This window comes from Nodosilinea nodulosa PCC 7104 (assembly GCF_000309385.1).
GTDB lineage: Bacteria > Cyanobacteriota > Cyanobacteriia > Phormidesmidales > Phormidesmidaceae > Nodosilinea > Nodosilinea nodulosa.
In genome coordinates, this window is sequence record NZ_JH976537.1 from 1848496 (window position 1) to 1866158 (window position 17663).

General features: G+C 60.7%; 18 protein-coding genes and 1 riboswitch. Of the genes, 8 read left to right on the forward strand and 10 right to left on the reverse strand.

Going from position 1 to position 17663, the window contains the following annotated elements; all coding sequences use genetic code 11:
• Nucleotides 1-459 precede the first annotated feature (459 nt).
• Nucleotides 460-618, forward strand: a complete 159-nt coding sequence (locus tag LEPTO7104_RS39960) for a family 2 glycosyl transferase (protein ID WP_155523568.1) — start codon at nucleotides 460-462, stop codon at nucleotides 616-618.
• Between the two features lie 64 nt (nucleotides 619-682).
• Here the strand turns inward: LEPTO7104_RS39960 and frr are convergent, their stop codons facing one another.
• Together frr and pyrH are read right to left on the reverse strand one after the other, a co-directional pair.
• Nucleotides 683-1243 (reverse strand): ribosome recycling factor, encoded by a 561-nt coding sequence (gene frr, locus LEPTO7104_RS0108340; RefSeq protein WP_017298105.1) that lies wholly within the window; start codon nucleotides 1241-1243, stop codon nucleotides 683-685.
• Complete coding sequence (gene pyrH / locus LEPTO7104_RS0108345) at nucleotides 1233-1961, reverse strand: UMP kinase (protein WP_017298106.1); 729 nt, start codon at nucleotides 1959-1961, stop codon at nucleotides 1233-1235. Before pyrH ends, frr begins: the two co-directional genes overlap by 11 nt.
• A 73-nt stretch (nucleotides 1962-2034) precedes the next feature.
• On the opposite strand from pyrH, the gene LEPTO7104_RS0108350 reads away from it, so the two are divergent.
• Nucleotides 2035-2712 carry a diacylglycerol/polyprenol kinase family protein gene (locus tag LEPTO7104_RS0108350; protein WP_017298107.1) on the forward strand — a complete coding sequence of 226 codons (678 nt, stop codon included), beginning with the start codon at nucleotides 2035-2037 and terminating at the stop codon, nucleotides 2710-2712.
• Between the two features lie 334 nt (nucleotides 2713-3046).
• Here LEPTO7104_RS0108350 and LEPTO7104_RS33200 read toward each other — a convergent pair whose 3' ends face one another.
• Nucleotides 3047-4147, reverse strand: coding sequence for a CHAD domain-containing protein (locus LEPTO7104_RS33200; protein WP_017298108.1), 1101 nt, complete (start codon nucleotides 4145-4147; stop codon nucleotides 3047-3049).
• A 221-nt stretch (nucleotides 4148-4368) separates the two neighbouring features.
• Here LEPTO7104_RS33200 and LEPTO7104_RS0108360 point away from each other — a divergent pair, with 221 nt between their 5' ends.
• Nucleotides 4369-4851 carry a hypothetical protein gene (locus tag LEPTO7104_RS0108360; RefSeq protein WP_225886948.1) on the forward strand — a complete coding sequence of 161 codons (483 nt, stop codon included), beginning with the start codon at nucleotides 4369-4371 and terminating at the stop codon, nucleotides 4849-4851.
• A gap of 46 nt (nucleotides 4852-4897) precedes the next feature.
• On the opposite strand, the gene pip is transcribed toward LEPTO7104_RS0108360, so the two are convergent.
• On the reverse strand, nucleotides 4898-5845 hold the full coding sequence (gene pip / locus LEPTO7104_RS0108365) for a prolyl aminopeptidase (RefSeq protein ID WP_017298110.1): 948 nt from the start codon (nucleotides 5843-5845) through the stop codon (nucleotides 4898-4900).
• Between the two features lie 575 nt (nucleotides 5846-6420).
• Between pip and LEPTO7104_RS36820 the strand changes: the two genes are divergently transcribed.
• The 4 genes from LEPTO7104_RS36820 (at nucleotide 6421) to LEPTO7104_RS0108385 (ending at nucleotide 10113) form a co-directional block, all read left to right on the forward strand.
• On the forward strand, nucleotides 6421-7401 hold the full coding sequence (locus LEPTO7104_RS36820; RefSeq protein ID WP_155523569.1) for a hypothetical protein: 981 nt from the start codon (nucleotides 6421-6423) through the stop codon (nucleotides 7399-7401).
• Nucleotides 7402-7516: 115 nt separating this feature from the next.
• Nucleotides 7517-9121 (forward strand): bifunctional ADP-dependent NAD(P)H-hydrate dehydratase/NAD(P)H-hydrate epimerase, encoded by a 1605-nt coding sequence (locus LEPTO7104_RS0108375; RefSeq protein ID WP_017298112.1) that lies wholly within the window; start codon nucleotides 7517-7519, stop codon nucleotides 9119-9121.
• A 24-nt stretch (nucleotides 9122-9145) separates the two neighbouring features.
• Nucleotides 9146-9766, forward strand: coding sequence for a rhomboid family intramembrane serine protease (locus LEPTO7104_RS0108380; protein ID WP_017298113.1), 621 nt, complete (start codon nucleotides 9146-9148; stop codon nucleotides 9764-9766).
• Nucleotides 9767-9909: 143 nt separating this feature from the next.
• Nucleotides 9910-10113: a hypothetical protein gene (locus LEPTO7104_RS0108385; RefSeq protein WP_017298114.1), complete on the forward strand. Its 204-nt coding sequence runs from the start codon at nucleotides 9910-9912 to the stop codon at nucleotides 10111-10113.
• 91 nt (nucleotides 10114-10204) lie between these two features.
• Here the strand turns inward: LEPTO7104_RS0108385 and trpD are convergent, their stop codons facing one another.
• Nucleotides 10205-11263, reverse strand: a complete 1059-nt coding sequence (trpD, locus tag LEPTO7104_RS0108390; protein WP_017298115.1) for an anthranilate phosphoribosyltransferase — start codon at nucleotides 11261-11263, stop codon at nucleotides 10205-10207.
• 448 nt (nucleotides 11264-11711) lie between these two features.
• Between trpD and LEPTO7104_RS0108400 the strand changes: the two genes are divergently transcribed.
• A complete protein-coding gene (locus LEPTO7104_RS0108400) occupies nucleotides 11712-12149 on the forward strand; it encodes a YybH family protein (RefSeq protein ID WP_196358097.1) in 438 nt (145 codons plus the stop codon).
• 180 nt (nucleotides 12150-12329) lie between these two features.
• On the opposite strand, the gene LEPTO7104_RS0108405 is transcribed toward LEPTO7104_RS0108400, so the two are convergent.
• From LEPTO7104_RS0108405 to LEPTO7104_RS0108425, 5 genes are all read right to left on the reverse strand, one after another.
• Nucleotides 12330-12776 carry a hypothetical protein gene (locus tag LEPTO7104_RS0108405; RefSeq protein ID WP_017298118.1) on the reverse strand — a complete coding sequence of 149 codons (447 nt, stop codon included), beginning with the start codon at nucleotides 12774-12776 and terminating at the stop codon, nucleotides 12330-12332.
• Nucleotides 12777-13266: 490 nt separating this feature from the next.
• Nucleotides 13267-14604 (reverse strand): SLC13 family permease, encoded by a 1338-nt coding sequence (locus tag LEPTO7104_RS0108410; protein ID WP_017298119.1) that lies wholly within the window; start codon nucleotides 14602-14604, stop codon nucleotides 13267-13269.
• Between the two features lie 112 nt (nucleotides 14605-14716).
• Nucleotides 14717-14870, reverse strand: a riboswitch (cyclic di-AMP (ydaO/yuaA leader).
• A gap of 270 nt (nucleotides 14871-15140) precedes the next feature.
• Entirely contained in the window at nucleotides 15141-16805 is a 1665-nt protein-coding gene (locus tag LEPTO7104_RS0108415; RefSeq protein WP_017298120.1) for a glycoside hydrolase family 3 N-terminal domain-containing protein, read from the reverse strand.
• On the reverse strand, nucleotides 16802-17263 hold the full coding sequence (gene rbfA, locus LEPTO7104_RS0108420) for a 30S ribosome-binding factor RbfA (RefSeq protein ID WP_017298121.1): 462 nt from the start codon (nucleotides 17261-17263) through the stop codon (nucleotides 16802-16804). The genes LEPTO7104_RS0108415 and rbfA overlap by 4 nt, the downstream gene beginning before the upstream one ends.
• A 27-nt stretch (nucleotides 17264-17290) precedes the next feature.
• On the reverse strand, nucleotides 17291-17488 hold the full coding sequence (locus tag LEPTO7104_RS0108425) for a DUF751 family protein (RefSeq protein WP_026072494.1): 198 nt from the start codon (nucleotides 17486-17488) through the stop codon (nucleotides 17291-17293).
• Between the last annotated feature and the right edge of the window lie 175 nt (nucleotides 17489-17663).

Below are 17663 nucleotides of genomic sequence, written 5' to 3' on the forward strand. Positions count from 1 at the left end.
GGAAGACCTATCACCAAGCGCCTGACCCGGTGGGGTAAAAAAAGTCGTAGTACCAGTTAGACAAAGGGCAGGGGATGAAAAATTGCATGGCTAGACGCAGGGAAAGGGGTTTAAAGAAACAAAACCGCAGAGGGTAAGCTCTGCGGTTCACAAGGGTTTCAGCACAAAAGATGCTCACGACCTGTGAACCGACGGCTGCCACCAAAAATAAAATGCTTGGACTGATGCGATCATGGGTGCAAAATCGAAACAAAACGTATCTGCAATCTAGCAGGGCTTTTGGGGAGCGTCAACCGCGCCCGGACAAAGCACCCCCAAGAATCTACGGAAGGTCCAAGTTCATGGATTTCTCGGAGTACATCCCCGGCGGTTAAACCTAGGATGAAAGCATCTGGTCGGCCATAAAGCAGCCATGAAGTTAGGCCCTCCGTGTTTCGGGTGCAGCCCTAGGAGATCGCGATGGTTTGGGAACTTTGCGTGCGCTACGCCAACGGGACAGAGACCGTTTTAGATGTATTCCACAGCCTGGAAATGGCCCAAAATCGGGTGGACAAACTCTACGCCGAGGGCTACCCCATGCATTTCGCCTATTTTGTCAGGCCTGGGTGTGCGGCGTAGGGAGGAGGCTGCGAGCCAGCTTCTGGCCCCAAAGCCGCGATCGCCGCTGCTTTCCGGCGGGAGATCAGACGGTCATAATGTCCTTCTCTTTGGCGGCTAGAGCTTCGTCAAGCCTGGCGATGTATTTGTCGGTCAGCTTCTGAATCTCGTCCTGGGCATCCCGCGACTCGTCCTCGGAGATGTCGCTGGCTTTCTCTAGCTTTTTCACGGCATCAATGCCGTTGCGGCGCTGGTTGCGAATCGAAACGCGCCCTTCCTCAGCCACTTTGCCCGCCGTTTTAACGAACTCTTTGCGGCGCTCGCTGGTCAAAGGCGGAATATTGAGGCGAATCACGCGGCCATCGTTGTTGGGGGTGAGGCCCACATCTGACATCGAAATAGCCTTTTCAATGGTGGTCAGGCTGCTGGCATCGTAGGGCTGAATCATCAGCGTGGTGGAGTCGGGAATAGAGATGTTGGCCATCTGCTTGAGGGGTGTCTGGGCACCGTAGTAGTCGATCTCGATGCGATCGAGCAGAGAGGAATTGGCCCGCCCGGTGCGAATGGTGTTGAAGTTGCGCTGGGTGGCCTCAATGGACTTCTGCATCTGGTCTTCGGTTTCGAGCAAAATATCGTCAACTGACATCACAATCCTCTCCTACAATTGTGCCGATAGATTCACCCATCAGCGCCCGCTTGATGTTTCCAGGTACCGATAGGTCAAATACCATGATAGGGATCTTGTTGTCCTTACAGAGGGCGATCGCGGTACTGTCCATCACCTTTAAGTCGTTCTGAAGCACGTGGGTGTAGCTCAACGTGCGAAAGCGCCGGGCATTAGGATTGATTTTAGGATCAGAGTCGTAGACGCCGTCAACCTTAGTAGCCTTAAACACCACTTCGGCATTGATCTCAGCGGCCCGCAGGGCGGCGGTGGTATCGGTGGTAAAAAACGGATTGCCGGAGCCAGCCCCAAAAATAACCACCCGGTTTTTTTCCAGGTGGCGAATGGCGCGGCGGCGAATGTAGGGCTCGGCGACCTCCTGCATGGCGATCGCGGTTTGGACCCGGGTCGGCACCCCCATGCGCTCGAGGGAGTCTTGCAGGGTCATGGCGTTCATTACGGTGGCAATCATGCCGATGTAGTCGGCGGTGGCCCGATCCATGCCGGAGGCCGAGCCTTTAATGCCCCGAAAGATGTTCCCGGCACCGACCACAATCGCGATCTCAATCCCTTCCTTCAGCACCTCAGCGATCTCCGTAGTAATTGCTTCTACTACGTTTTGATCGATACCGTAGTCCATGTCGCCCATCAGGGCTTCACCGCTGAGTTTTAGCAATACTCGCTTATAAGGTTTATCCATATAGGGCGTATCCATAGGAGGCTGGTGTAGTAAGGTCTAAAAGTCCCACCCCACTATACTTGCTTCCCCCGCCATGATGGCCACTGCGCTTGTGCAAATTGGACTGGTTGCCGCCTGGCTGGCGGTGGTGGGGGGAGTGGCCGAGGGGCTGCGGCGCACCACCCCCATTGATAATGAAATTACCCGCAAAATCGTCCACATTGGGGCAGGACAGGTAATTTTGCTGGCCTGGTGGCTCCAGACCCCGGCCTGGATGGGGATTGCGGCGGCGATCGCGTTTAGCGGCGTGGCTCTGCTGTCCTATCGGCTGCCCATTCTGCCGGGGATTAACGGAGTTGGGCGACACAGTCTAGGTACCTTTTTTTACGCTGTAAGTATTGGCGTACTGACGGCGGCGTTTTGGCCCCCAGGGCTGCCCGAGTATGCCGTTTTAGGGATTTTGGTGATGACCTGGGGCGACGGCATGGCGGCCCTGATTGGGCAAAATTTTGGCCGCCACCCCTACAAAATTTTGGGCAACCAGAAAAGCTGGGAGGGCAGCTTAACCATGGCCCTGGCCAGCTTTTTAGTGTGCCTGCTGGTGCTGGTGCTAACGGTGGGGTTCACCACAGCGGTTTGGGGCACGGCGCTGGTAGTGGCGATCGCGGCCACCCTGCTGGAGACCCTATCGTTCTACGGCCTCGACAACCTGACCGTGCCGCTGGGCAGTGCGGTGCTGGCCTATGGGTTGATGGGGGTTGTGGGAGGGTGAGGGATGGGGGGGATGGGGGAGATGGGGGGGTGAGGAAATGAGGGGATGGGGAAGATGAGGGGAGGGGGAGAGGGGGATGCCCGTAGGGTGGGTTAGGCCCAAATTCACGTCCTAGGTTGGCACTAAATTTCGGGCTGGCCGTAACCCACCGCCCGAGCATGCTTGAAACAAGTGCTTAGGACAAGTCTGGTGGCAAAACACCCAAGAGTTTTGGTTCTTCTCCAGGGGAGAACGCCATAGGCGGCGAGCATGGCCGCGATAGCCTTCTGACAGATTGGCCTTTGTAGCCTGGGAAATCCGCGTTCGGATTTTGTGTGGCCGTTGCGGCAAATCGCTAACCTGCTTCGGGCGTTTCTGACGCTGGCTTGGCCTTCTGTGAGGTTTTGGATCTGGCAGGCTTCGCCTGGGTAGTGCTGCGACGCTGCGACTTGGGTGCTGCGGTTGCCGTTGTCGTTGTCGTATCCTCGACCTCTATTTGACCAGGATTGAGCAGCGCCAGGCGCAGCCGTTGCCGCTGGGCGTTGTCTAAATAATGCTGCTGCTGGCCCTGCCATTGCTTCCAGGCGCGGTGGCGGCGATCGGTTAGCAGGGCGAACAGAGTGGGCATTTGGGCCTTGGCATCGGGTAACACGTCACCAATAGAGGCTTCTAATACCGTGCTGTCCTGCAGGTCGCCCAGAATCTCTTGCAGGGTGCTGAGTCGCTGAATATCGTCATCTAGGGTGTCAGGGTACAGGTCGGCCACCAGTCGCAGCTGGTAGCGCACCCGCTTCACCTGTTTGCGCAGGCTGTGAAGGGTAGTTCCCTGCTCCAAAATCAATTCGGTGGCGGCGGACTGACTCAGCCGTGAGTTGACCGTCAGCCCGCTGCGGTTGACTTTGGTGCCCACCAGCCAGCCAGGGTGCAGCCACAGCTGGCTGATTAGAGGCATGACCAGATCGGGCATCACCTGCTGAGCGGGCAGGTCGGCCAGGGCATTGCAGGTCGGGTTAGCGACCCAGTCCGATAGGGATTGCTTGAGCTGCCGGTAAGGCTTGCCCTTGAGCAGTTTTTTGACTTGCTTAAAGCTTTTGTGGCGCTGGTTAGCTAGCTGAAGCAGCACCTGGTCTAAACCCTGCTGCTCACTGTCGGGCAGGTCTGGGGCATAGCGATCGCGCAGCGTGGCCCCCACCACATCGAGGTCGCGCAGCTGACCCAGTTTTTTGCCCAGGCGAGCGATCTTGGCTTCGCGTCCGGCCTTGGGCAGCTCCAGACCCGCGTCAAAGACCTGGACGGCGGTGCGCAGCCGCCGCAGCCCGACCCGCATTTGGTGCAGATTTTCGGGGTCGGTGTCGGCCAGCACGAGCGATTTGTAAGCGGTGGCGTGCTTGAGGTATTTTGCGATCGCTGCGTGGGCCAGCTTGCCTAAAGTTGCGTTTTGCTGTGCCGTTGCCATAGCCATCCTCAGCTAGCGTAGGGTGTGACGCAGGGTCTTACAGCCCATTCCTGAATCAAATTTTAATGAAGCAGCGGTAAAGACAGGGGTTGTCTTAGCCTCTGCTTAATCCGTATCACAATTCCTTGGGGATGCGTTGGGCGTTGGTTTTTCGTAATATCAGATAGTACAAAAATTCTGATTGCCCGGTGGACCAGGCTAACCCAGGAGCTGCTAAAGCTGTGAACATCCCCTCCTCCTCCCTTGAACTCACCGACCGCGTGCTGACCATGGCTAAAACTGGGGTTTACCGCCAGTCGGTGTTTGAAGCCCTGGGGCCGATCGCCACCCGGCGGCAAATTCGCGACGCGATCGCCCAGGCCAAGCAGTTTGGCCTCTACACCGTTTCGGCCCTGCGCGACGAAAACTTGGGCACCTACTACCAGGTCGAAGCTCCCAGCTACGAGTCGTTTCAGGCGGCGGCCAAAGCTCTGGCCGCCGTTTCACCGTCGGAGGATTTGGCCGTTCAAATCGTCGCCACCCACGCGGCCCTGCGCACTATGCTGACCACCGTCGCGGGCAGCACAATGGGGCTGGGCATTCTTGGCGGCTGGTGCCTGCTCGATGGTCAAACCCAGCTGGGAAGAGGGCTGTGGCTGGGGGCAACGGTGGCCGGTGGGCTGTGGGGAGTGCAGCGGTGGATTGCCCGGCGGGTGTTGGGGTAAGGGGGAGCGGGGGAGGGGCACCATTCTCCGGTCATCTGACCACCGTCTACAGCCCGACAAACTTATCAGTGGCCTCAATCAGCGCGTGGGTAATGCCGGGTTCCATGGCCGAATGACCGGCCTCCTGCACCATGACAAACTCGGCTTCGGGCCAGGCGCGATGCAGTTCCCAGGCGGTAGTGGCGGGGCACACCACGTCGTAGCGACCCTGGACAATCACGCCGGGAATGTGGCGCATGCGATCCACCTGGCGCAGCAGCTGATCGTCGGTGTCAAAGAAGCCGCGATGGGTGAAGTAGTGGCACTCAATGCGGGCAAAGGCCACCGCAAACTCGTCAGTGCTGAAGTGGTGCAGCAGACTGGGATCCTGCACCAGTTTGCTGGTGCTGGCCTCCCACACGGCCCAGGCCCGCGCCGCAACCAGGCGCTCTTCGGTATTGTCGCTGGTGAGGCGGCGGTAGTAGGCGGCGACTAAATCGTCCCGCTCGGCAACGGGAATAGGTGCCAGATAGTGCTCCCAGGCATCGGGGTAGAGATAGCTGGCCCCCTCCTGATAAAACCAGCGAATTTCGCGCTGGCGAAGCGTAAAAACGCCGCGCAAAATTAGGCCCCGGCAGCGATCGGGATGGGTTTGAGCGTAGGCCAGCGCCAGGGTGCTGCCCCAGCTGCCGCCAAACACCGTCCACTGCTCAATGCCCAGGTGAGCGCGAATTTTTTCGATGTCGCTGACCAGAGCCCAGGTGGTGTTGTCCTCTAGCTCGGCGTGGGGCAAGCTCTTGCCGCAGCCGCGCTGGTCAAACAGCACAATGCGCCAGCGCTGAGGATCAAAAAACTGGCGATAGTTAGGATTGAGGCCGCCCCCCGGACCACCGTGCAAAAACACCACGGGCCGCCCGTCGGGGTTGCCCGCCTGCTCTACATAGAGCTTATGCCGGTCTGAGACGGCTAGATATTCGCTGTGGAAGGGTTCAACGGGCGGATACAGTTGGCGCATGTCAGTAGTGTAATGCGTCCAGCCCTGGGCAGTGGGCCACACTATAGCCCACTTGGCTTGGCCCTAATATGACTCCCTCAGGGGCAGCCGATCTGCCCTCAACTCTTCCCTTAGCGGCAGTGGCGATCGCCCTGCCGTTCCGTGACCATCGGGGCACAATTCCTTAGATGTGGCATCCCCAGGAATTATCGCCGACTCCTGGGGAGAGTCTTTACCACCTGCCACTCCCCCGTATGCGGATCGCGCTGGGTGGTAAACGGGTTGCTTTTGAGGGGTTTGCTGCAGGGGTTAGCCATAGCACTTACTGTTGCAGAGCTGACCCTATGGTAAGAAATGACACATTATCTACGGGTGACTTACAGGTGGCTTTCCGGTGATGTCACAGGACGTAACCAGTGATTTAGATCACGAAGGTATCCGATGCCCCGGCCAGCCCTCAAGTTTTGGCCAGAACGATGCGGTTTTTGAAATCTGCGCTAATATCCTCAAGACATATAGAGAGGACGGGCAAATAAGGCGTTAATGCTTGACCGTCTGCCGGTTCACCCTACTAGACGTAATGGGCAGGAGTCGTGATGGCAATGCAGGATAATGCACCAGGATTGGGGCGATTAGAGCTTGGTCAAGGCATCAAAAGGCGCACCGCTGGGCCGCGCACCGTGCGAAGGCTATCGTCTGCCGCACTGCGCAAGGCGATTCCAGTGGGAATTGCGGCGGTTGTAGCGGTTGTAGCGATCGCGCCCCAGGGGTTAACTCAGGGCTACGAGGTGGTGCCACCCCTGCCCGCTGGAGCGGTGCCCGTGCCGGGGGCTATGCTGCCCCAGGTGCCCAGCAGCAGCGGTCAGCAGTATTTGATCTACGTGACCGACACCAGCGAGGCCACCCTGAGTCAGGTGCGCTTAGTGGAGCCAACGGCCTTTCGCACTACCTTTCAGGGGCAATCGGTGATTCAGGCCGGGCGATTTAATATGACCGGCAACGCCCAACAGCGGGTCACCGATTTGGGTGCCCTGGGAGTGAGGGCGGAGATGGCCCAGGTGGCGGCGGCAGTGCCCTACTACTCGCAAACGGCGGCCCTACCCAACAATGTCTATGCCTCCAATGGGACTTTGCCACCGCTGCCCGATGCGGCCCTGCCCCCAGTCTCAGGAGGGGCTGAAATGCCGGTACCTGTTCTGCCCCCCACGGTAGGTCAGGCACCACCCACCGCCGGGAACGTGGAGTTTGGCCAGGAGCTAAACTACGGTACACCTCCGGCCCCCAGCGGCGGCGTCTCTATCCCCCCGCCGAATGCGGCCCCGCCGTCGAATCAGCCGACCACGGTGTCCAACGCGCCTTACTATGTGGTGATTCCCACCGATGCCAGTAATTTGGGCAATCTGAGCAATCAGGTGATTCAGCTGGGTACACCGCCCGATCGCGTGCAGCAGCGCACCGCCCCCCGTGGCCCCCACGTAGCCGTCGGTCCCTTTGCCGACCGGGGCCTGGCCAACCGCTGGAATGACTTTTACCGGGAGGCGGGCATAGGCAACAGCCGGGTGTTCTACCAGCGATAGCGGGGCTGCGCTCAGAACATTTTGCCTGCGTGATAGGCCATCGGCCTGAGGGCTGTGGTTTCCCGCAGGCAGTGCTCTAGGTTTAGACTTGGAGTTGGTTTATTGGGCCAGACCTATGCAACCGGATAATTGGTCCGCCGCCCCTGCTGACAGAGCCTCTGGCGAGGGTTTTGAGCGCTTTCTCGATCGGGTGGTTACGGCTGAGCAGATGCGGGCCATTGAAGGGAGCCTGTTTGAGGCCGGTATGCCCGTGGCGGCGCTGATGGAAAAAGTGGCAGGACGCATTGCCGCCTGGGTGGTCGATCGGTTTCCCCGGCAGCACTACCCGCGGGTGGCCGTGGTGGGGGGGCCGGGGCACAACGGCGGCGACGGCCTGGTAGTCGCGCGTGAGCTGTTTGCCCTGGGCTATAGCGTGCAGGTGTGCAGCCCGGCCAGCCGCCCCAAGCCGTTGACCGCTGACCACCTGCGGTATGGCGAATACCTGGGCATTCAGACGTTTCAGCGGATTGGCGATCTTGCCCCCTGCGACCTGCTCATCGACGGGCTGTTTGGCTTTGGCCTGGAGCGCCCCGTGGAGGGGGCCATGGCCGATGTCGTAGCGGCGATCAATGCCCTGGATTGCCCGGTTGTCAGCATTGACCTGCCGTCGGGCCTGCACACCGATACGGGAGCGGCGCTGGGGGCGGCGGTGCGGGCGGCCCACACCCTCTGTTTGGGCCTGTGGAAGCAGGCTTTTTGTCAGGATGAAGCGCTGACCTACAGCGGACAATCCCATCTGATTGGCTTCGACATTCCGGCTCAGGCCGTGGCGGCGGTGCTGGAGTCTGCGCCTGCGGTGCGGCGGACCACCCCAGCGACGGTTCGAGCGAAGCTTCCCCTACCCCGGCAGCCCGATACCCACAAGTATCGAGTGGGGCAGCTGCTGCTGGTAGCCGGATCGCGGCCCTACGCCGGGGCAACTCTGCTGTCGGCGCTGGGAGCCAGAGCCAGCGGGGTCGGAATGCTGACTCTGGCGGTGCCTGAATCCCTGCGGTTAATGGTGCTGGCCCAGATGCCGGAGGCGCTGGTGGTGGGTTGCCCGGAGACAGACCAAGGCGCGATCGCCCGCTTTCCCGACGATCTAGACCTGGGCCGCTATGGCGCGATCGCCTGCGGACCGGGCCTCAGCCGCCACGCCATGGCCCCGGTTCAGGCCGTCCTGGACAGCTCTGCGCCCCTCCTGCTCGATGCCGATGGCCTCAACCTGCTGGCGGAGCTGGGCTGCGGCGATACGCTGCCCTCCAGAGCCGCGCCCACCGTTCTCACTCCCCATCGGGGTGAGTTTGAGCGCCTGTTTCCCGGTCAGCTAGCCGCGCAGGGCACCGCCGGGGCGGCGGCCCAGGCGGCGGCGGGGCAGACTGGTGCCGTAGTGCTGCTAAAGGGGGCCTGTACGGCGATCGCCCACCCCCAGGGCCATCTGTGGTACGTACCCGAAAGCACCCCGGCCCTGGCTCGCGGCGGCAGCGGCGATGTGCTCACCGGCCTGATTGGCGGCCTGCTGGCCCAAAAGATCGCAGGGGCAGAAAATCCTCTAGCCATGGCTCTAGACGCGGCTTTGGTTGGGGCTTGGTGGCACGGCCAGGCCGCCCGCGCCGCCGCCGCCGATCGCACCGAACTGGGGGTAGACGGTTTCCATCTGGCCCAGTACCTCAACCCGGTGCTGGCTCAGGTGCTAGCCTGAGGGGCGTAATTCTGCGTAGTTCTCGTGCTGTCCCTAGCCTTATTTTCCGCTGACCAAATTACGCTGCCCCCAGGCTTTCGCCAGGGCGTTGTGCTGCTAGCCTACCTGCTGGCGGTAATGTGGGCGCTCGCCATCGTCGATTTCATGACCGGCAGGCGGTTGCTCAACCAGCTCAGCATTCGGCCTCGCAGTCTGGCGGGGCTGCCGGGCATCGCGGTTGCGCCCCTACTGCACGGCGGGTTTGGGCATCTGGCCGCCAACTCCGGCCCGCTGGCCATTTTAGGCACCGTAATTTTGCTCCAGGGGCTAGAGGTGCTGGCTCTGGTGACGGTGTTTTGCTGGCTGTTTAGCGGCGTCGGCATTTGGCTCCTGGGCCGCCCCGGTACCCGCCACCTGGGCGCTAGCGGTGTGGTGTTTGGCTACCTGGGCTACATTTTGCTGCGGGGCTATTTTGAGCGGAGTCCGGCCGCGATCGCCGCTGCGGTTGTTGTAGGTCTGCTCTACGGCAGCGCCCTGTGGGGTCTGCTACCTCTTCAGCAGGGCAAGTCGTGGGTCGGCCACGGTATGGGGTTTGCGGGCGGCGTGATTGTAGCCCGCAAGCTGCCGATTATGCTGGAGTGGGTGAGGAATAATTCTGGCTGGTAAGTCTTTGGGAGTCCGGCGTTAGTTCCGCCGTTAAGGATAATTTTTGCCAGCGTTCCCGCGGTTGGGCCGCTCCTCTGAAGGCGCAGGTCTGCCCTGCCAAATCGCTCATCCAAAATCGCCTATCCAAAAGCCAAAATTGCCCTATGGCCGACCCTCCCTCCCACTTCACCCCCGAAGAGCTAGAGCGCTGGCGCTTCGGCCTGGCCCAGGCCAACCTGAACAACATTCTCTGCCACTGCCGCGACTGCGACGCCACCTGGATGGCCTCTGACGACGAAAATATTGCCTGCGCCTGCGGCAGCCGCCGGGTGGAGCATGTGGCCTGCTGGCAGTTTCCCGACGGGTGATGGGTTCTGCTGACAAGTCCATCACTGGCTGCGCCGCCGCCCAGTTTCTGTGAATCGGGGTTTCCCAAATCGGATTTCGTATCGGCCCCTTTTAGGCGAGAAATGCCACCAGGGCCTGAAGCTTCTGCCAGGCGGCCCCGCTGGCGAGAATATCTCTGGCTAAGGCAACCCCTTCAACCATGGCGCTTTCCAGCGATGCGCCCTGCACTCGTTCCCCCACCTTGAGGGCTAGGGCCGCATTGAGCGCCACCACATCCCGCTGGGCCTGGGTGCCCTTGCCCTGGAGTACGGCGGTCAAAATGGCGGTGTTTTCATGGACCTCGCCACCGCGCAGGGCGCTTAGGGGCGCCGCCGCCAGGCCTAGAGCCTGGGGATCGATGACGGCGCTGCTGACCTGGCCATTCTCGACTACCGACAGGTCGGTTTTGTCGCCCAGGCCCGCTTCATCAAGCCGCTCGCGCCCGTGCAGCACGATCGCCTGGGGAATGCCCAACTGATTCAGCGCCTCAGCCATGGCTGGCACAACTGCCCCATCGTAAACGCCAATCACCTGACCTGTGGGTTGCAGCGGATTGACCAATGGCCCCAGCAGGTTAAATACCGTACGCACTTTAAGGGCGCTGCGCAGGGGGGCTACCGCTTTCATGGCCGGGTGCCAGCCCCGGGCGAACAGGAAGGTGATACCCACGCCATCTAGCGCCGCTTTGACCTGCTCGGGGTCAGCCCCCAGGTTAACGCCCAAAGCTTCTAGGACATCGGCGGACCCGACTTTGCTGGAAGCCGAGCGGTTGCCGTGCTTGGCTACCCGCACCCCTGCCGCCGCTGCCACAAAGGCTACGGCAGTGGAAATATTAAAGGTGTGTGCCCCATCGCCGCCCGTGCCGCAGGTGTCGATGCAGGGGGTGGGGTGGTGAATTTTACCCTCGCCGCCCAGCGACTGGCCCTGGAGCACCCGCGCCATGCCTGCCAGCTCATCGGCGGAAACGCCCTTGGCCTGTAGTGCCGCCAGCAGCCCGCCCGAAACCACCTCGGGGATGTCTTCGCTGAGCCAGCCGCGCATTAGGGTTTCGGCCTGCTCCTGGCTGAGCGATTCCCCCAGAATGAGACGCTGCAAAAGGGCTGACCAGTCTTGGTCGAGGGCAGCAGGCATAGCTTGAGTCACAGCTTAGGCTCCTAGGTAAAGGGACAGATCGGGCAGAAACTTTCCTATTTTCCCGCAGAATGTCTCCCGGAGTGCGCCCGACCTGGGAAGCGCGATCGCCCCCCAGACACACGCCTGTGGCCCTGCCCTAAGGTTTGCTGTAGCCCTTTTTGCTGGTAGCCCTGGCCCCTTCCCCTGTGCGCACTAGAGAAAGGCCTGATCTGGTGAGCTGGGAATGGCAGCGGGGCAGAGAGTTGGCAATACGCTACGCCAAACTGCTCTGGATTAAAGGGCTAACGCGATATCAACCCGCTGCCAAAATCGGCGTTTGGGTGGATGACTTTTTCGACTATCTGCCGCTGGGCGGGAACCTGGTTTTTGTTTGTCCTGTCAAAGGGTAGAAGCTTTGACTGGGTTCACTCCGTATCTTTAAACTATCCACCTTGGGAGAATGATCATGCCTACACGTATGGCTGACGCAACCCTTGACCTGGCTGCAATTTCCGCCGCCGTCGATCGCTATTTCGCCAATTTTAACGGCGAAGACTACCGTGCCGTGGCGGCCCTGTTTGAGGACGATGGAGCGCTGCTAGCCCCCTTCGAGGAGCCGATTGTCGGGCCTGAGGCGATCTATGTTTACTTGCAGGCCGAGGCGATAAACATGCGCGCCACCCCGCTGGAGGTGGAGGTGAGCCCCGACTCCAGGGCATCTCTTCTGGCCTCTTCTGCGGAGCATTTCCACCGGCAGGTGGTGGTCAAGGGCTACGTTAAAACCCTGTTGTTTACCGTCAACGTGCGGTGGACCTTTGAGCTAACGACGGACGACACGATTCAGGCCGCCGAGATCAAGCTGCTGGCCTCGCTCCAAGATCTCATGCAGTTTGAGCGAAATTAACCCCTGCCGTGGCCGACGGCGGCGATCGCCAGGCATTGTCAGGGGGGCGGCCACGCTGGCAATGCCTTCACTAGCAGTCCTCACCAAAGGTAGCGGAGGGGCAGAGGCTAGCCGCGCTGAAACGGAGGTATTTGCGCGGCTGAGCAGTACTGCTACCAGCAAATACTGGGAACTGCGGCTCTAGGCGGCTTGGGGGGTGGGGGTCTTGCCCCAGGCGGCGGTCAGCAGCGATCGCCCCAGATTGAGGTGCTCGGGGGCACACCGCCAGCTGGGGTGGGCGGTCAGCAGCAGCGATTCTAGGGATTCGGCATCGAATAAATGCCAGACTTCGGGGCCAGTGGAGCGATCGGCGATCGCGTAGCAGCCCTTGGCCACACAGTACAGCGTCAGGCGATCGCTCATACCGGCAGAAAGCGTTAGCTCCTGGCCAATGGCAAGGCTTCTAAAGCTCGCCATGGCCTGCTCAAAGGCCTCCAGGCTGGGGGCCGCCAGCCCCGGCAGCACCCGCATGGCGCGCTGATCGCCGTTGACGCAAATCCAGTAGCGGCGCAGGGGATCGATGCCCTTTAGCCAGGGAGATACGTCATCGAGGCGGTAGCGGGGTGCCAGGCACAGTTCAGAGAACATGGCTTTACCGAAGTATCGTAAGCGACACTTCTAGCATCGTGTAACCACCCAGATTTCCTCAACGTGGTGAAATAAAAGTATAGGGAAACTGACAAAAGACTTTAACTTCTGTATCAAAAGCTTCAGTAAATTTGTACCGAATTCCGTTTGGCTAAGCCCGGTTTGTCAGGATCATCGCACCGCAATGCCGTTAGGAGCTCCCTGCTCAGCACAAGGATTTCCTAGCGACGGATCTCGTAACAGAAGACTCTTATACCAATCGCCCATGCCGCTGGCGCGGCACCCCCAACGATAAAAATCTATTTTTTAAGCAAATCCGAGTCCCATAACCCCGATTCAAAACCGATACCTCGTAGGGAGCATTGCACTGCAATGCCCCTACAAACCAGGGGTATACAGATAGGATTTGGTATTACAGGTCTTCAGCCCAGTTCACGTTGATCCCAATAGAACCGCCAAAATTCCCAGGTTCGGTACGTCTTTGGCCGTTCTAGAGCAAAAACCGGACCCCGACGTAGACGCTGATCACCACCAGCTGGAGCGCCATCAGCGGCAGCCCGTAGTTCAAAAACAGCCGAAAGGAAATCGGTTTGCCGTGCTGCTCGGCGATGCCCGCCGCCACAATATTCGACGATGCCCCCATCAGGGTGCCGTTGCCGCCCAGGGTAGCGCCAAACATCATGGCCGCAAACAGAGGCAAAATTTCCGGTGGCACCTGGCCCGCAAAGTCGGGGGACAGCAGCTCCGGCCCCACCAGGTTCACATTCACCAGATATTCCTTTAGCAGGGGCACCATGGCCACCACCAGGGGAATGTTGGGAATCAGGCTGGAGAGAATGCCGGTCACAAACAGCAGCAGCATCGATCCCAGGGCAATATTTTGGCCGATGACCACCCCGAGCAGCCCCGCGGTCTGGCTAATCACCCCGGTTTCTTGCAGCCCACCAATCAGGACAAACACGCTCATAAAAAAGACCAGAGTGCTCCAGTCCACGTCGCGCAGAATGTTTTGCACCGTGTCGATGCCGCTGTGGTGGGTGAGCAGCAGGCAGAGGGCCGCCCCGAGCAGGGCGATCGCCGCCGGGGAGATGGGCACTGGCAGGCTGTCACCGACCACAAATAACCCCAGCACCAGCACCACAATTACGCCGCCCAGGGCCAGCATGCGCGGATGGTTGACCTGGGGGCGGGGCAGATGGGCCAGATCGTCGAGTTTCTTGTGCCAGGTGTTGGGAAAGAGAATGGGCAGCATGACGACAATGGTGGCGATCGCGATCGCGCCCCCCAGGCTCAGCTTCAGCAGGTAGTCTAAAAAGCTCATGTTGATCGAGCTGCCAACAATAAAGGTGGCCGGGTCGCCCACCAGGGTCAGCAGCCCCGCACTGTTGGCCACAAACACCATCAAGATCAGCAGCGGCACAAAGTTGATATTGAGTTCTGCAGCCATGGGCGGAATCAGCGGGGCCAGCAGCATAACCGTCGTGGCGTTGGGCAGCATGGCGCAGATCGGAGTCGTAATCGCCACAATGCCCAGCAGCAGACGCTTGCCCTCACCCCGAGCCATAATCACCATCTGGGTGGCCAGATATTCAAAAATCTTGGTGGGCTCAAAGGCCCGCACCATCACCATCACCCCAAAAAAGAGGGACAGAGTGGCATAGCTTTTGCCGATGTAGCCAATGGCTTGATCGAGGGTCAGCACATGCAGAAAAATCAGCAGCATGGCGCCCAAAAAGGCCGCAATCATCAAATGCAGACGCTCGGTAGCGATCAGGGCCAAAACCCCTAAAAAGACCACCGACGCGGTGATCCCAGACCAGGTTTCCATCGCCTGTCTCCTTAAATGATGGTGCTATACAAAAACCCGACGACGAGGGGACCTCATCGCAGGGGTGACAAACGTAGGAGAACTACGGATAGCGCTAGAAAAAGCTTCCAGTACGTTCTCTCCCAAGGCCGACGGAGTTAGCTGACGGGCGAGGGGTGAGAGATCCCCTTCTCTGGCGATGCGTTTCGCCCTGAGATAAGCCCCAAAAGGTGGTTCCTCCGTTTCAGTCCGCTCTTGACGGAAGCTGAATTAGGCAAGCGTAACTATTTGATTAAACGGAAATTTAGCATATCCGCACAGGATCAACAATCGTTGTCCGGTAAAAGCGGGGCCAATCCCTAGGTTTTATAGACATCGCCAGATCGGTTAGGCCATTCTTCCTCACCGCTTCGGCGCGTTGGCCGTGCCATCTCCGTTGTCGCCAGTAGCCGTGACCAATGTCCCAAGCCCGTTGCCACTGCAAGATACCGATTTCGCGGCGGGGGTTGGGAATGAGATGCGGCCTTGACAAATCAGCGGAGCTTTTGCCTTCCTGGTCAATCGGTAAACTCGCGGCTAGCCGCTACCGACCAAGAACCAGGCAGCAGGGCGGTCAGGATCAGACCCTGGGCCAGGGGCATTTGCCCGTAGGTAAACCCCTGCGGTACCTGCTCCACCCAGAGCTGGAGCTGCTCTAAGGCGTAGGGGCTGCCGTAGACCACCACCCCGCGCAGCAAATCGGCCTGGCGCAGAGCTTCCAGCCAGCTGGCGGCCAGACGCATGAGGTCGGCTGACCCGCGAAAGGGGTTGCCCCGCACAAAGAGCTGCACCAGGCTGGGGCGCAGGTGATGCGCTAGGGGCTGCTGATCGCAGCCCCGGGTGTCCAGCAGCTTGAGTCGGTAGTGGTGACGGTGGGGAAAGGTCAGGGCTGCCGCTGAGCGCTGCAAAAAACCGCAGTCTACGGCATCGTCAACGATCACGATGTTGTCGCCGGGGGCCGCAGTGGTGCAGGGGGCGATCTGGCCCTGGACGGTCATCGAGGCGGTGAGAATATCGGCGGCCAGCTGGCGGGTGGCGGGCTGAGCCAAAGCCCCCAGCTGCACCGGGGGCGGCGGCAGATGCTCCCAGGCGTGGCCCGCCCCGTCGGGCAGCAGGGCCGGGGCGGCCTTTTGCTTGGCCCGCCAGAGGCGCTCGACGCTGGCCAAAATTCGCTCTGGGGCCAGGCGGCCCCGGTGGACGGCCTCTACCACGGCGCCGATCGCCCCCTCCGGGTCACCGGGCATGAGCAGCACATCGGCCCCGGCTTCCACCGCCAGCACCGCCGCCTCGTAGGGACCGTAGGCGGTGTCGATCGCCCCCATCACCAGGGCGTCAGTAACAATTAGCCCGTCAAACCCCATCTGCTGGCGCAGCAGCCCCGTCAGGGTAGGTCCAGACAGGGTGGCGGGATGCCGCTCATCCAGGGCGGGAATGCGCAGGTGGGCAGTCATCACCGCGTCTGTCCCGGCGGCGATCGCGGCTCTAAAGGGCACTAGCTCAACGGCGTCCAGGCGATCGCGATCGTGGCTCAGCATTGGCAGCGCCAGGTGCGAATCCACCGCCGTATCGCCGTGGCCGGGAAAATGCTTGGCGGCGGTGAGCACCGGCTGGGTCTGGGCACCGCGCAGAAAGGCCTGGGTCAGGGCGCAGACCCGCTCTGCGCGATCGCCAAAGGCCCGCACGTTGATCACCGGATTTTGCGGATTGTTGTTGATATCGACCACGGGGGCCAGCACCCAGTTCAGGCCGATGGCCAGGGCTTCGGCCGCCGTGGCGGCCCCAAAGGCTGCGGCGTAGCCCAGGGCGGTAGGGAGGTCGCGATCGGCCACCGCCGCCAGCGCCATCGGCGGCGGAAACCAGGTCGCCCCGCTGAACCGCTGACCCACCCCCTCTTCCACATCGGCGGCAATTAGCAGCGGAATGCGGGCCTGGGTCTGGAGCGCCTGGGTCTTGAGGCCCACCTCAGCGGCGCTGCCCCCCAGCAAAATTACGCCGCCGACCCCAAGCTCCTCAACGTAGCGGGTCAGGGTGGCCTGGTCTGCTTCCCAGGCCGGATAGCGAATTTCGTGGTCGAACAGGTGGCCCGAGGCGCGTACCACCACCATCTGGGCCACCTGCTCCGCCAGGGAAAGGCTTTCGGGAGCGGGCAGCCGGGCTGTGGCGATCGCCTTAGTGTGGCTCACACCTCATCCTCAAGCGCCACCGCCTCGGTCTCGGTCGGGCCGCCGCCCTCTAGGTCTGCTTCAGTTTCGGTTTCACCGAACTCGTCGGACAGCCCCTTTTCGGCCCGCTCCTGGCTGAGCTGGTTGATCAGCGACAGCACCCGCGTGCCCCGCTCCATGCCCAGATCTTCCCGAAAAATGATTTCGGGGGTGCGCCGCAGCCGCAGCCGCTGGCCCAGCTCGCTGCGCACAAAGCCCGTGGCCGCCTTCAGGCCTTCCATGGTTTCGGCCCTGGCCTCGTCGGTGCCGTAGATGCTGACAAACACCTTGGCGTGCTGGAGGTCGCCCGAAACATCCACATCGGTAACGCTGACCATACCGGCCCCCACCCGGTCGTCTTTGATGTCTAACATCACCATTTGGCTGATTTCTCGCTTGATTAGCGAAGCCACTCGCTCAACGCGGCGATTGTTGGCCATAGGTCTATTCTCCTGAACGTAATGGCATTAACCCAGGCCCAGCATCGCTCGCAGGGTAAAGGTAAGAAACAGGAACCCGGCCACCACAGCCCCCACCAGCGCGACCGCCGTGGTCGGCCGCTGCACCAGAGGGGTCAAGGGTTGCACAACGCTATACAAAATGCCCAGGGTAAACGAAATGAAGTAGCGGGGATAGCGAGAGACGTTGGTAAAAAACTCTTTCATGGCGACAGACCGGGGGTAGGGACCAGGGCGCATGAGGCCCTAACGCGCTGATCCTAGGTTGCATGTGTTTTCCATCCTAACCCACGATAAAACCCTAACCCCCGATTGCCCCCAAGGGAGAAACGCCTGTCTGGCAAGTCTGGGGAAAGGAGCGCCCAGAAGGCGTTCCCGCTGG

What these genes read in the sequence shown, in the direction of transcription:
- LEPTO7104_RS0108350 (WP_017298107.1), top strand. Translation starts at nt 2,035, where the DNA reads ATGATGGCCACTGCGCTTGTGCAAATTGGACTGGTTGCCGCCTGGCTG.
- LEPTO7104_RS0108410 (WP_017298119.1), bottom strand. Translation starts at nt 14,604, where the DNA reads ATGGAAACCTGGTCTGGGATCACCGCGTCGGTGGTCTTTTTAGGGGTT.
- pyrH (WP_017298106.1), bottom strand. Translation starts at nt 1,961, where the DNA reads ATGGATAAACCTTATAAGCGAGTATTGCTAAAACTCAGCGGTGAAGCC.
- trpD (WP_017298115.1), bottom strand. Translation starts at nt 11,263, where the DNA reads ATGCCTGCTGCCCTCGACCAAGACTGGTCAGCCCTTTTGCAGCGTCTC.
- LEPTO7104_RS0108385 (WP_017298114.1), top strand. Translation starts at nt 9,910, where the DNA reads ATGGCCGACCCTCCCTCCCACTTCACCCCCGAAGAGCTAGAGCGCTGG.
- pip (WP_017298110.1), bottom strand. Translation starts at nt 5,845, where the DNA reads ATGCGCCAACTGTATCCGCCCGTTGAACCCTTCCACAGCGAATATCTA.
- LEPTO7104_RS0108425 (WP_026072494.1), bottom strand. Translation starts at nt 17,488, where the DNA reads ATGAAAGAGTTTTTTACCAACGTCTCTCGCTATCCCCGCTACTTCATT.
- LEPTO7104_RS39960 (WP_155523568.1), top strand. Translation starts at nt 460, where the DNA reads ATGGTTTGGGAACTTTGCGTGCGCTACGCCAACGGGACAGAGACCGTT.
- frr (WP_017298105.1), bottom strand. Translation starts at nt 1,243, where the DNA reads ATGTCAGTTGACGATATTTTGCTCGAAACCGAAGACCAGATGCAGAAG.
- LEPTO7104_RS33200 (WP_017298108.1), bottom strand. Translation starts at nt 4,147, where the DNA reads ATGGCAACGGCACAGCAAAACGCAACTTTAGGCAAGCTGGCCCACGCA.
- LEPTO7104_RS0108375 (WP_017298112.1), top strand. Translation starts at nt 7,517, where the DNA reads ATGCAACCGGATAATTGGTCCGCCGCCCCTGCTGACAGAGCCTCTGGC.
- LEPTO7104_RS0108405 (WP_017298118.1), bottom strand. Translation starts at nt 12,776, where the DNA reads ATGTTCTCTGAACTGTGCCTGGCACCCCGCTACCGCCTCGATGACGTA.
- LEPTO7104_RS36820 (WP_155523569.1), top strand. Translation starts at nt 6,421, where the DNA reads ATGGCAATGCAGGATAATGCACCAGGATTGGGGCGATTAGAGCTTGGT.
- LEPTO7104_RS0108400 (WP_196358097.1), top strand. Translation starts at nt 11,712, where the DNA reads ATGCCTACACGTATGGCTGACGCAACCCTTGACCTGGCTGCAATTTCC.
- rbfA (WP_017298121.1), bottom strand. Translation starts at nt 17,263, where the DNA reads ATGGCCAACAATCGCCGCGTTGAGCGAGTGGCTTCGCTAATCAAGCGA.